10 protein-coding genes are annotated in these 13033 nt (G+C 68.1%); 8 read left to right on the top strand and 2 right to left on the bottom strand.

Annotation, left to right across the window (positions count from 1 at the left end; translation table 11 throughout):
- The first annotated feature begins 85 nt into the window (after nt 1-85).
- Together ACO227_RS17110 and ACO227_RS17105 are read left to right on the top strand one after the other, a co-directional pair.
- Nucleotides 86-3250 (top strand): amidohydrolase family protein, encoded by a 3165-nt coding sequence (locus tag ACO227_RS17110; RefSeq protein ID WP_423603412.1) that lies wholly within the window; start codon nt 86-88, stop codon nt 3248-3250.
- The gene (locus ACO227_RS17105; protein WP_423603410.1) at nt 3232-4197 is read left to right on the top strand and encodes an alpha/beta hydrolase fold domain-containing protein; all 966 of its coding nucleotides are present in this window, start codon (nt 3232-3234) and stop codon (nt 4195-4197) included. Before ACO227_RS17110 ends, ACO227_RS17105 begins: the two co-directional genes overlap by 19 nt.
- Here ACO227_RS17105 and ACO227_RS17100 read toward each other — a convergent pair.
- The gene (locus ACO227_RS17100) at nt 4187-5374 is read right to left on the bottom strand and encodes a CaiB/BaiF CoA transferase family protein (RefSeq protein ID WP_423603408.1); all 1188 of its coding nucleotides are present in this window, start codon (nt 5372-5374) and stop codon (nt 4187-4189) included. The two genes, ACO227_RS17105 and ACO227_RS17100, sit on opposite strands and share 11 nt — an antisense overlap.
- A 77-nt stretch (nt 5375-5451) precedes the next feature.
- On the opposite strand from ACO227_RS17100, the gene ACO227_RS17095 reads away from it, so the two are divergent.
- The 4 genes from ACO227_RS17095 to ACO227_RS17080 all read left to right on the top strand — a co-directional run bounded on the left by ACO227_RS17095 (nt 5452) and on the right by ACO227_RS17080 (nt 9884).
- Nucleotides 5452-6933 (top strand): aldehyde dehydrogenase, encoded by a 1482-nt coding sequence (locus tag ACO227_RS17095; protein ID WP_423603406.1) that lies wholly within the window; start codon nt 5452-5454, stop codon nt 6931-6933.
- A gap of 10 nt (nt 6934-6943) precedes the next feature.
- The gene (locus ACO227_RS17090) at nt 6944-7708 is read left to right on the top strand and encodes an SDR family NAD(P)-dependent oxidoreductase (protein ID WP_423603404.1); all 765 of its coding nucleotides are present in this window, start codon (nt 6944-6946) and stop codon (nt 7706-7708) included.
- A 66-nt stretch (nt 7709-7774) separates the two neighbouring features.
- Nucleotides 7775-8503 (top strand): IclR family transcriptional regulator, encoded by a 729-nt coding sequence (locus tag ACO227_RS17085; RefSeq protein ID WP_423603402.1) that lies wholly within the window; start codon nt 7775-7777, stop codon nt 8501-8503.
- A gap of 67 nt (nt 8504-8570) precedes the next feature.
- On the top strand, nt 8571-9884 hold the full coding sequence (locus tag ACO227_RS17080; protein WP_423603400.1) for an MFS transporter: 1314 nt from the start codon (nt 8571-8573) through the stop codon (nt 9882-9884).
- On the opposite strand, the gene ACO227_RS17075 is transcribed toward ACO227_RS17080, so the two are convergent.
- Nucleotides 9881-10300, bottom strand: coding sequence for an Lrp/AsnC family transcriptional regulator (locus ACO227_RS17075; RefSeq protein ID WP_423603398.1), 420 nt, complete (start codon nt 10298-10300; stop codon nt 9881-9883). The two genes, ACO227_RS17080 and ACO227_RS17075, sit on opposite strands and share 4 nt — an antisense overlap.
- Nucleotides 10301-10497: 197 nt before the next feature.
- Between ACO227_RS17075 and ACO227_RS17070 the strand changes: the two genes are divergently transcribed.
- Nucleotides 10498-11538 (top strand): ornithine cyclodeaminase, encoded by a 1041-nt coding sequence (locus ACO227_RS17070; RefSeq protein WP_423603396.1) that lies wholly within the window; start codon nt 10498-10500, stop codon nt 11536-11538.
- A 91-nt stretch (nt 11539-11629) separates the two neighbouring features.
- Nucleotides 11630-13015 carry an amidase family protein gene (locus tag ACO227_RS17065; RefSeq protein WP_423603395.1) on the top strand — a complete coding sequence of 462 codons (1386 nt, stop codon included), beginning with the start codon at nt 11630-11632 and terminating at the stop codon, nt 13013-13015.
- The last annotated feature ends 18 nt before the right edge of the window (nt 13016-13033 follow it).

Genomic DNA, 13033 nt, shown 5'->3' with positions numbered 1-13033 from the left:
CATTCCGGGCGTGGACGGTGCGGGTTAGGCTCGGTGGAGTGAATGGGGGTCGAGTATGAAGCGCGCGTTGCTGGGTCTGGCTTCGATGATCGCATTCGCGGCGCCGACGGTGGCGAAGGACGCGTTGCCGATGACCGAACGGCGCACGCTCAGCTACGAAGTGTCGAGCGGCACCTTCATGTCGCTCGCCGTTTCGCCCGATGGGAAGACGATCCTGTTCGACATGCTGGGCGAGCTCTACGCGATGCCCGCGAACGGCGGCCGCGCGGTGCCGATCGCGCAGGGCATCGCATTCGAGGTGCAGCCCACTTTCTCCCCGGACGGCAAGTGGATCGCCTATGTCAGCGATCGTTCGGGCGGCGACAATGTGTGGATCGCGCGGGCGGACGGAAGCGGGGCGCGACGGATCACCGACGAAGATGAAGGGGCGGTGCGGACCTCGCCCGAATGGAGTGCGGACGGCAAGCATGTCTATGTCAGCCGCGTCCGCATCCGCTGGGACCGCTACGAGCTGTGGAAGCATCCGATCGACGGCGGACCGGGCGAGCTGGTCGCGCCGGCGAAGTTGACGCCCGACGCGCCACGCACCGCATGGCAGAGCACGCTGGGCGCGGCGGCGTCGAAGGACGGCAAGTGGCTCTATTATGCGCGGCGGGTGGGCGACCTGTCGTTCGACGAGCCGGTGCCGTGGACGATCATGCGCCGAAACCTCGCGACCGGCGCCGAGGAAACGGTGATCGGCAGCTCGGGCGGGCGCGAGGCGGGGAGCGAGACCTTCTTCCGCCCGGCGATCTCGCCCGACGGCAAGCTGCTCGCCTATGCCACGCGGCAGATGGCGGCGACGCGGCTTCGCGTGCGCGACCTGGCCACGGGCGCGGACCGTGACCTGGGGCCGGCGCCGCTCGACCTGATGAACGGCGCGGCGTGGATGGACCTGATCCCGCGCTACACCTTCACCCCCGACGGCAAGGCGATCCTGATCGCGTTGAACGGGAAGATCGAGCGGCGGCCGGTCGACGGATCGGCGGCGGTGCGGATTCCGTTCATTGCCAAGCTGGATCTAGAGGTCGGGCCGGGGACGCGGATCGGCTTTCGCGAGGAAACGGGGGCAGTGCGCGTCAAGCTGCCGCAGGGGACGACGCCGTCGCCCGACGGGAAACGCGTGACATTTGCGGCGCTGGGCAGCGTTTACGTACAGGCGCTGGACGGTGGTGCGGCGGTGCGGCTGCCGGTCGCAGGCGATCCGCCGTCACTGCCGGGGTGGAGCCCGGACGGCAAGCACATCACCTATGTGACGTGGAGCGAGAGCGGGGGCGGAGCGGTATGGCGCATCGCCGCGGACGGATCGGGCAAGCCGGTGAAGATGAGCGATGTGGCGGCCTTCTATACGCATCCCGCCTTCACGCCGGATGGGAAGACGATCCTTGCGGTGCGATCGCCGGCGGCGGCGCGGCAGCAGACCAGCTTCGAGTTCGGGACGGTGCGGCAGGGCGAGCTGGTGGAAATTCCGGTTGCGGGTGGTGCGGCGCGGGTGGTGACGAGCGGGCGGCTGGGGCAGAAGCCGCACTTCGTGAATGGCCGGCCCGGCACCGTCTATCTGATGAGCGACGACGGTCTGACCTCGGTGGAGCTTGCTTCAGGCGAAAAGCGGCGCGTCGCGATGGTCAAGGCGCAGGGCTATTACTTCACCGACGTGCTCGCGACCGCAGACGACATGCGGATCAGCGCCGACGGCAAGTGGGTCGCGGCGCAGACCAGCGAGCAGCTCTATGTCGTGCCGGTGCCGGCCGATCCGGCGAAGGAGATCGACCTGACCGCGCCGGGCAATCCCGGGCGGCGGGTGACCGACATGGGGGCCGACTTTTTCGACTGGCGCGCCGATGGCAGCCTGATCTGGTCGGTCGGCAACTTCGTTCAGCTGCTTCCCGATGCGAAGGCGCCGGTGCCGAAGGGGCATGTCGAGCTGGTCGCCGAGCTGCCCCGCGCGAAGCCGGCCGGGAGCCTGTTGCTGCGGGGGGCACGCGCGCTGACGATGGCGGACGGGAACAAGGTGGTGGAGGATGCCGACATCCTGATCACCGGGGACCGCATCGCCGCGATCGGCCCGCGCGGGAGCTTCGCGGTGCCCGCGGGAACGCCCGCGCGCGAGCTTGGCGGCAAGACCGTTGCGCCGGGTTTCGTCGACGATCACGACCATATCGGCGGGGTGCGGCGCAACGTCATCGGTTACGAGGAATGGGGGCTGCGCGCGCGCCTGGCCTATGGGGTGACGACCTCGTTCGATCCGTCGACCCTGGGGATCGATCAGGTCGCCTATCAGGACCTGATCGATGCCGGGCTGATCGTGGGGCCGCGGCTGCGCTCGACGGGGCCGGCATTGTTCTCGAAGGAGCGGATCGCGTCGCTCGACGAGGCGCGGGCGATCCTGCGGCGCTATCGCGAAGCGTGGGGCCTGCGGAACATCAAACAGTATCGCGGCGAGAGCCGCACCGTGCGGCAATGGATCGCAATGGCGGCGCGCGAGCAGGGTATCCTGCCGACCACCGAAGGGAGCCACAATCCCAAGCTGATCCTGACCCAGATCCTCGACGGCTATGCCGGCAACGAGCATGCGCTGCCGATCGCGCCGCTGCAGGAGGACGTGCTCAAGCTCTATCAGCTCACGCGGACCAGCTACGTCTCGACCTTGCTGGTCAACACCAGCGGACCGGCGGGGCGGCACTATTATGTCGCGAAATACGATCCGGCACTCGACGCGAAGGTGAAACGATTCTGGCCGCCGCCGGCGATCGCGCAGAAGCTCGGCCATCGCGACTGGGGCTCGCTCGACGCGTCGCGAATGCCGATGCTGGCGGCGGACGTGGCCAAGCTGGCGGAGAACGGTGCGCTGGTGGGAATGGGGTCGCATGGCGACGAGCCGGGGATCGGCTTCCACCATGAGATGGAGGCGCACACGCTGGGCGGGATGGCGCCGATGGCGGTGCTGCACGCGGCGACCGCGGGCGCGGCGGAGACGATCGGGCGGCTGGGCGACATGGGCACGCTGGAGGCGGGCAAATATGCCGACCTGGTGGTGTTCGACAGCGATCCGGTAGCGGATATCCGCAACACTCGGTCGGTAAAGCTGGTGATGCGTGGCGGGCAGCTGTTCGACGCGGACACGCTCGATGAATTGTGGCCGATGGAACGGAAACTGCCCGCGCCATGGTTCGCGCATGGGAAAGACGCGCAGTGGCTACCGGTGAAGTGACGCTCGACCCGGAGATTGCGGCGTTCCTGGCGGAGATGAAGGCACGTTGGGCGCAGCATCCGCCATTCGACACGCTGGATTTCCCCGGACAGCGCGCGGTCTGCGAGGCGGTGCGCGCGCGCTGGGCCGAGGGCGGGCCGGAGATGGCGCGGACGATCGAGCGCATGTTCGATTCCGGTGCGGGCAAGCTGCACGTGCGGGCATATTTTCCGGAAGGGGTCACCGAGCCGGCGCCGGCTCTGATCTATCTGCACGGCGGCGGGTTCACGCTCTTCTCGATCGATACGCACGACCGGCTGATGCGCGAATATGCGGCGGCGGGCGGGTTCGCGGTAATCGGGGTCGATTACCCGCTGTCGCCCGAGTATAAATATCCCGTCGCGCTCGACCGGATCGAGGCGCTGATGCTGTGGCTGAAAGCGCATGGCAGCGAACTGGGCGTCGATCCGGCTCGATTGGCGATAGGCGGGGATTCGGCGGGGGCCAATCTGAGTTTCGCAACGGCGCTGCGGTTGCGCGACCGGGGAGAGGACGGCTTGGTTCGCGCCATCCTGTCCAACTACGGCTATTTTTCGACTGTGGTTTCGGACTCGGCCGAGGCGGCGTTCGGCGGGCCGGGATCGATCATGGATCGCGCCGAGGCGGTGGCCTATTACGCCAACTATCTGAGCGATTTCGACCGCGAGCGCAGCGATCCGCTGGCTTGCCCGCTGCTTGCCGATCTCGCCGGGTTGCCGCCGGTACTGCTGGTCATTCCCGAATGCGATCTGCTGACCGAGCAATCGCTGGCGATGGAAGCGCGGCTGCGCTTGGCCGGAGTGGCGAGCGATGCGATCGTCTATCCCGGCGCGACGCACAGCTTTCTCGAGGCAATGTCGATCGCCGCGGTGGCGCGAAAGGGAATCGCCGACGGGGCGGCGTTCGTGGCGGAGCGGCTTAGCCGCTGACGATGCCGCTCGCGATCAGCCTGCAGATCTCGTCCTGGTCGAATCCACATTCCGCCAGCACCGTCCGGCTGTCCGCGCCGAGCGGTCGCGGCGCGATGTCGGGGGATGCCGCGATCCCTTCGTAACGCACTGGCTGCGGAAGGGTGCGGACGACGCCCGCGGGATATCCCTCGGGGACGTCGAAGAAGCCGATTTCGGTCAAGTGAGGATCGGTGAGCAGGTCGTCGATTCCGCTGATTTTCGAGCAGGGGACATCGCGCGCCTCAAGCGCGGTGATCCAGGCATCGGTCGTGCGGGCGGGAAGGACGGCGGCGATCAGCGCGTAGAGTTCGCTGATGTGAGCCTGGCGCTTGCGGGGATCCGTGAACCAGCCCTGCGCGATCACGTCCTCGCGGTCGATCTCGGCGAGGAAGGCGCGCCACTGGCGGTCGGTATAGGGAAGGACTGCGATCCAACCATCCGCGGTGCGGAACGGGCGGCGGTCCGGGGAGAGCAGGCGGGGATAGCCGACCGCACCATCCGAAGCGAATGTCGCGCCGGCGAGATGTTCGTTGAGCAGGAAGGCAGCGAGCGCCTCGAACATCGGGACTTCGATCTGAATCGGCCCTTCCCGGCCGTTGGCGCGCGCGACCAAGGCGGCGAGGATGCCGTAGACCGCATGGAGCGCGGCAACCTTGTCGGCGAGGATGGTCGGGACGAAGCGCGGATCACCCCCGGTCGCCGTGGCGAGGCCGGCAATGCCGCATGCCGCCTGGATGACATCGTCGAACGCCGGGCGGTCGCGATAGGGTCCGCGCTGGCCGAAGCCGATCGCGGCGCAATGGATGATGCGCGGGTTGATCGCGGCGACCGCGGCGAAGCCGAGGCCGAGCCGCTCGGCGGCATCGACGCGCATGTTGTGGAAGAGGACGTCGGCGGTGCCGAGCAGCCTGGCGAGCGCGGCGCGGCCTTCGGGCGCCTTGAGATCGAGCGCGAGCATGCGTTTGTTGCGATTGTTGTTCACGAACAGCGCGCCGCCGCCGGTGCCTGCCGGGTGCGCATCGCGAGCGATGTCGCCCTCGAGCGGCTCGACCTTGATCACGTCGGCGCCAAGATCGGCAAGGACCTGCCCGGCATAGGGACCGAGCACCACCGCGCCGACCTCGATGACCCGGATTCCTTCCAGCAACGGCAACATTACCCTTTCCTCCTTCTTGACAAAAATTCCTACAGAGAGACGAATAGGTCCACAAATAGAAATTTACTGGAGTCGGAATGTTCGACGGGTTCGCCTTCGACAGGTTGTTTATCGGCGGGGAATGGGTAGCGCCGATCGATGGCGGCGTGCGGCCGAGCATCGATCCGGCGACCGGCCAGCCATGGGGTGATGTCGCCTATGGCGGCACCACGGACATCGATCGCGCGGTGGCGGCGGCGAAGACGGCGTTCGAGGGGACATGGCGCAGGATGCCGCCGTGGGAGCGCGCGGCCTTGCTGCGCAAGTTTGCCGATCTCTATGCGACGCAAGTCGATGCGCTGGCGGAGATCGAGACGCGCGACAATGGCCGCGCGGTACGGGAATCGCGCGGCGATATCGGGCTCCACGCACAATATTATCATTGGTTCGCCTCGCTCGCCGACAAGCTCGGCGGGCGGACGATTCCGATGGACGACAGCGTCCATGCCTTCACCACGCGGCATCCGATCGGGGTGGTCGGCGCGATCACACCGTGGAACGTGCCGATGATGGCGGCGGCGTGGAAGCTCGGCCCTGCGCTGGCGGCGGGGTGCACGGTGGTGCTCAAGCCCGCCGAATCGACCCCGGCATCGTCGCTGGCACTGGCGAGATTGTTCGAGGCGGCGGGATTCCCGCCCGGCGTTGTCAATGTCGTGCCGGGCGACGGGACGGTCGCGGGCACGCGGCTGGTCGAACATCCGGACGTGGCGAAGATCAGCTTCACGGGTGAGGGATCGACGGCGAAGACGATCCTGAAGGCGGGGGCGGACACGCTGACGCGCTGTACCTTCGAGCTGGGCGGCAAGGCGCCGCACATCATTTTCGCGGACGCCGAGATCGAGAACGCGCTGAATGCCGCGACGGGTTCGGCCTGGGCGCTGTGCGGGCAGAGCTGCGCGCTGGGCTCGCGCGTGCTGGTCGAGCGCTCGATCTATGATCGCGTGGTGGAGGCGTTCCGCGAGCGGGCGGAGCGGGTGCGGGTCGGGATGCCGCTCGACCCCGCGACGCATATGGGGCCGCAGGCGCATGCTCAGCAGCTCGACAAGACGCTGTCCTATGTCGGCATCGGCAAGGACGAGGGGGCCGAGCTAGTGACGGGAGGCAACCGCATCGACCGCGACGGCCTCGAGGGCGGCTATTTCGTCGAGCCGACGGTGTTCGCCGGCGTCTCCGCGAACATGCGGATCGCGCAGGAGGAGATCTTCGGGCCGGTCGCGGCGATCATCCCGTTCGAGGGCGAGGACGAGGCGGTCGCGATCGCCAACTCGACGCCCTACGGCCTGGCCGCGGGTCTCTGGTCGGGCGACACCGGGCGCGCGCATCGCGTCGCGGCGCGGATCGAGGCCGGCATGGTGTGGGTCAACACCTATCGCTACATCCGCTGGTCCACCCCTTATGGCGGGGTGAAGGCAAGCGGCTGGGGCCGCGAGAACGGGATCGAGGGGCTCGATCCGTTCCTCGAGACCAAGACCACGATCATCTCCACCACGGGGAAATTCCCCGACCCCTTCGCTGCTTGAGGAAGAAGATATGCGCCTGAACGGCAAGCTCGCCATCGTCACCGCCGCCGCGTCCGGGATGGGCCGGGCGGGGGTCGAGCGCTTCGTGCGCGAGGGTGCGAGGGTCGCGGCGATCGACGTCAACCTCGAGGCCCTCGAGCGCCTCGTTGCCGAGTTTGGTGCCGACAGGGTGAAGGGAATCGCTGCCGACCTGCTCGATCCCGACGATGCCAAAGGCAGCATCCACACTGCCGCCGAATGGCTCGGCGGCGCGGACATCCTCTGGGCGCACGCCGGAATGCCGGGCCCGGCATCGGTCGAGGATCTGGACCTCGACGCCTATCGCAAGGCGATCGACCTCAACGTCACCTCGGCGGCGCTCGGGGCGGGGCAGGTCGCGCCCTATATGCGCAAGCGCGGGGGCGGTTCGATCATTTTCACGTCATCGGTCTCGGGCCTGGTGGGATCGATGATGAGCCCGATCTATTCGGCTGCGAAATGGGGCGTGGTCGGGCTGACCAAGAGTCTGGCGCTGGCGCTGGCGGGCGACGGGATCCGCGTCAACGTGGTGTGTCCCGGCCTTGCCGATACGCCGATGAAGACCGGCTTCACCGGGCGCAGCGGCGATCCGGTGGAGGCGGCGGCGAACGAGGCCAAGCTGATCGCGAACGTGCCGATGGGGCGGTTGGTCCAGGCAGGGGAGATTGCCGATGCGGTGTTGTGGCTGGCTTCGGACGAGGCGAGCTTCGTCACCGGGGTGGCGCTGCCGGTCGATGGCGGCTTCACGGCGCGCTAAGGGTGGCACGGCGCCCGGACAGGCAGGACGCTTTTCCGGGCGCCGTGCTTGCGCCATATGGCGGGCATGAACACCGTCCGCCAGGCCGCCAACGCGCTCGAAGTGCTGGAGTATTTCGCGCGGCGCCTGCGCCCGGCGACGCCCGCGGAAATGGCCGACGAGCTCGGCTGGCCGCGTTCCAGCACGTTCAAGCTGATCGGCACGCTGGCGTCGATGGGCTATCTCTACGAGCCGCGCGGGCGGGGTGCCTATTATCCGAGTCCGCGCTGGCTGGTGCTGGCCGAGGCGGTGAGCGCGGCGGAGCCGCTGCCCGCGAAGTTCCAGCGGCTGGCCAGGGACCTGATGGAAGCGACCGGGGAGACCGCGGCGATCTCGGCCCCCGCGGGCCTGTTTGCGACGTTCGTGGACGTAGTCGAATCGCGCCAGCCGGTGCGTTACTTCGCCAAGGTGGGCGACCGGGTGCCGATCCATGCGACCTCGGCCGGGCGGGCACTGCTGGCGCAGATGCCGCGCGAGGAGCGCGAGAAGCTGTACCGCAAGATCGATTTCGTGCGCTGGTCGCCGACCACTCCCGACAGTCCCGAGGCGGTCGAGGCGCGACTGGCGGAAGCCGCCGCGATGGGCTGGCACCAGAGCAATACCGAATACACGCCCGATCTCGCCGGGGTCGCGATGCCGCTGCCCGGGAGCGAGCGCCGGCTGTCAGTGGTGGTGGTCGGGCCGGTATCGCGCTGCCTGGAGCGGCGGCCGGAGATGGCGGCGATCGTCGCGAAGCATCTCGCGACCCTCGCCTGAGCCAAGCACGCAGGTTCAACGGAACGACCGGGCGGCCATTGCGGACCGCATCCGGCGGGAGAGGCATATGACCAACGACCCGCGCGCGGCGATTGCGGCGGCGCCGATGAATCGGCTTCAGATCGTGGTGGTGGCGCTGTGCATCGCGCTCAATGCGCTCGATGGTTTCGACGTGCTGGCGATCAGCTTCGCCGCGCCGGGGATCGCGGCGGAGTGGGGTGTGGACAAGGCGACGCTGGGTATCGTGCTGTCGATGGAACTGCTCGGCATGGCGGCGGGTTCGGTGCTGATCGGCAATGTCGCCGACCGCATCGGGCGGCGGCCGACGATCCTCGGCTGCCTGATGGTGATGACCGCGGGAATGTTCGCCGCGACGGTGGCGAACGGGGTAGAGATGCTCTCCACCATCCGCTTTATGACCGGAATCGGCATCGGGGGGATGCTGTCGTCGACCAGCGCAATGGTGGCCGAATTCTCCAATGACAGGCGCCGGGGGCTGAATGTCGCGCTCAACATCGCGGGCTATTCGACCGGGGCGATATTGGGCGGGCTGGTGGCGTCGGCGCTGCTCGGCTCGACGGGGGACTGGCGGTCGGTGTTCATGCTGGGCGGGGTGGCGAGCGCAGCGATGATCCCGCTGGCGGTGCTGTTCCTGCCGGAGTCGATCGAGTCGCTGATCGCACGGCGGCCCGTGGGCGCGCTGGAGACGATCAACCGCACGCTGGCGCGGCTGGGGCATGCGGCCGTGGCGGCATTGCCCGCGCTGCCTCAAGCGCGGGTGAAGCCGTCGATCGCGTCGCTCTTCTCATGCGATTTCCGCTGGATCACGATCCTGCTGACCGTCGCCTATTTCGCGCAGATCCTGTTCTTCTACTATATCCAGAAATGGATTCCGAAGATCGTGGTCGATCTGGGCTTCGATGCGGCGCAGGCTGGGCGCGTGCTGGTATGGGCCAATGTCGGCAACCTATCTGGCGCGGTGCTGATCGGACTGCTCAGCCAGCGCTTCAACCTGCGGCCTTTGGTGGGCGGGGCGATGCTGGCAGGGTTCGTCGCGATCGGCGCGTTCGGGCTGGCGGGCGCCGACCTGGTCCGGCTGTCGGCGACCGCGGCAATTGCGGCCTTCTTCATCAATGCGGGCGTGGTGGGACTCTATCCGATCCTGGCTCAGACCTATCCGGCGGCGTTGCGCGCGAGCGGGACGGGGTTCGTGATCGGTATCGGCCGAGGCGGATCGGCGGTGGGGCCGGTGATCGCGGGCGCGCTGTTCGCGAGCGGCAGCAACCTGCTCGCAGTATCGCTGACCATGGGACTTGGCGGGCTGATCGCCGCGGCGATGGTGTTCCTGCTGTCGCAGGCGCAGCGGCGCAGCGCACCCTAGAGGCTGCTCAGCAACAGGCTCGTCTCGCTGTTCAGCACGCCCTCGATCTGGCGCACCTCGCGCAGGATGCGATCGAAATCGGCGAGGCTGGCGGCGGTGATCTCCGCGACCAGATCCCAGCCGCCATTGGTGGTGTGCAGCGCCGCCAGCTCGGGAAAGCCGCGTAGCCGCTTGATGATCGCGGTGGTGGAGCGCCCCTCGATTTCGATCATCATCACCGCGCGCACCTGATCGTTCGCCTGGCGGGCGCGGACGGTGAAGCCGAGCACTGCGCCGCTTTCCAGCAGCCGGTCGAGCCGCGCCTGCGCCGTCGTGCGCGATACCTTGAGTATCGCCGCGAGCCGGGTGATCGGCATCCGCGCATCCTCGCGCAGCGCGGCGATCAGCCGCCGATCGAGATCGTCAAGCTCGTGCATCCGCATATTCTCCACACCTGCCGTGCAGGCTTGTCACGGGCCAGTTTGTGCATGGCGACGGGTCCGCAATCTGTGCGGATCGGGTGGGCAAGTTGATCAAATGGCCCCGCGAAGTTGCGCAGCATGCGCCTGTCGCCTGCGCCTGCCGGGCTCCTAGCATCGCCGGAGATCAAGACCAGCGATCAAGGGAGGCGGCGATGGTGCAGTTCGTGGGCGTGAGCGAGATCCGGCGGATCGTGGCGCGGGTAGGGATCGACGCGGTGCTGACGCGCATGGTCGACTACCTCGAGGCGGATTTCCGCCGCTGGGACCGGTTCGAGCGCATTCCTCGCCTCGCCAGCCACAGTCCGGGCGGCGTGATCGAGCTGATGCCGACGCAGGACGATGCGCTCTACAGCTTCAAATATGTCAACGGGCATCCCTATAATTTCGAGCGCGGGCTGCAGACGGTGGTCGCGATCGGATTGATGGCGGAGGTCGAGAGCGGCTATCCGGTATTCCTGTCGGAGATGACGATCCTGACCGCGCTGCGCACCGCGGCGATGTCGGCGCTGGCGGCGAAGCACCTCGCGCGGCCCGATGCGAAGACGATGGCGATCATCGGTCTTGGCGCGCAGTCCGAGTTCCAGGCGACGGCGTTCCGCGCGGTGCTGGGGATCGAAGCTTTGCGCGTCTATGACGTCGATCCCGCCGCGACCGCCAAGTTCGTCCGCAACATGGCCGGGCGCGGCGTGCGCGTGATCGCCTGCGAGGAACCGGGCAGCGCGGTGATGGGGGCGGACATCGTCACCACGGTAACCGCGGACAAGGTCCAAGCGACGATTCTCTCCGACAATATGGTCGGTGCCGGCATGCATCTTAACGCGGTGGGCGGGGATTGCCCGGGCAAGACCGAACTGCAGAAGGACATCCTCTCTCGCGCCAGCGTGTTCGTAGAGCTGACCGAGCAGACGCGGATCGAGGGAGAGATCCAGCAGATGCCCGCCGACTTTCCCGTGACGGAGCTGTGGCAGGTGATCCGCGGCGATGCGCCGGGGCGGACGGCGCGTGACGAGATCACTCTGTTCGACTCGGTCGGCTTCGCGGTTGAGGATTTCGCGGCGCTGCGGCTGCTGCGCGACCTCGCGACCGAGACGGGACAATATGAGACGCTCGACCTGATCACCGCACCCACCGATCCGCGTGACCTGTTCGGGCTGATTGCTCCGGCGGCGGTCGAGGCTGCTCAGGCGGCCTGAAGGGTAACGCAGCCGGGCAAATGGGTGACGGACTGGACGAATCGTTCAGCCCGTTGTGCAGATCGACCAGCAATTTGGGGATGAGACACGCATGTCGATGACGCTTGCGCAGGCCGATGCGATCGCGCGGCTCGACGGGCATGGCCAGGCCGAGATCGTTCGGCGCGGCGCGGTGCCGCCCGAGGCGCTGGTCGAAGCCGCGATCGCGCGGATCGAGGCGGTCGACGGCGCGCTCAATTCGCTCGCGGTGCGCGCGTTCGGTCATGCCCGCGCAGCGGCGACGCGCGTGGATCGCGATGCGCCGATGGCGGCGGTCCCCTATCTGCTCAAGGCGTCGCTTGAATATCCTGGGTTCCCGTGCGAGGCCGGCTCGCGCGCGAAACAGGGTGAGGTCGCGGCGCGTGCCTTTCCGCTGGCGCAGGCGCTCGACCGGGCGGGGATGGTGCCCGTGGGCATGTCGACCATGCCGGAGTTCGGGCTGAATGCGAGCGGCGAGGCGCTGCTCTATGGCCCGACATGCAATCCCTGGGACCTGTCGCGCAGCTCGGGCGGATCGAGCAGCGGCGCGGGCGCGGCGGTGGCCGCGGGGCTGGTGCCCTTTGCCACGGCGAGCGATGCTGGCGGCTCGATCCGCATTCCCGCGTCCAATTGCGGGATCATCGGGTTCAAGCCGAGCCGCGGCTGGAACCTGCGTGCGCGGGCATACAACCTCGTCGACGACATCCTGTGCTCGGACGGCCTCTACGGCCGATCGATGCGCGACACCGTCTGGGCGGCGCGGCATCTGCGCCCGGCGAACAAGGACGCGGCAGTACCGGCGGGCCGGAAGCTGCGGATCGCGCTCGACCTGACCGGGCTCGACGGCAGCGGGCCCGAGGCCGAGGTCGACGCGGTGATCCGGCGCGCTGCGGCCCTATGCGAGACGCTGGGACATCAGGTCGAGGAAGTGACGCAGCCGATCGACCGCGCGGGGTTGCGTTCCGGATTCACGACCTTGTGGGACTATCTCGGCGGCGAGGTGGTCGATCATTACGGCGCACGTGCGACCCAGGTGCTGGAACCATGGACGCTGGGTCTTGCGGAGCGGCGCGCACGGGTAACGCCGGAGCTGCTGGCCGAGGCCCTCGCGCAGGTCGACCGAGCCTCGGCGGCGCTGGCGAGATTTCACGAGACGTTCGACATGGTGCTTTCGCCCGTCACCGCGAGCGTGCCGCCGCCGCTCGGTTATCTCGCGCCGACGCGGCCGGCGGATGAGCTGTTCGATGCACTGTTCGGCTATGTGAACTACACGCCGCTGCACAACATGACGGGCACGCCGAGCATCTCGCTGCCGCTGTTCGCGGGAGAAAGCGGGCTGCCGGTGGGGGCGATGTTCTCGGCCGCGCATGGCGGAGACGAGCTGCTGCTGGGGCTGGGGGAGGAGCTCGAGATTGCGAGCCCCTGGGCGGACCGCTGGCCGCCGGTGGCGTTCGCTTGATCTCGCTTTCGCAGTCAC

The sequence above is a fragment of the Sphingomonas sp. MS122 genome (assembly GCF_049532975.1).
In the GTDB taxonomy this organism is placed as follows: domain Bacteria; phylum Pseudomonadota; class Alphaproteobacteria; order Sphingomonadales; family Sphingomonadaceae; genus Sphingomonas.
The sequence above is the reverse complement of the archived record's forward strand: the minus strand, read 5'-3'. Positions and strand labels throughout refer to the sequence as shown.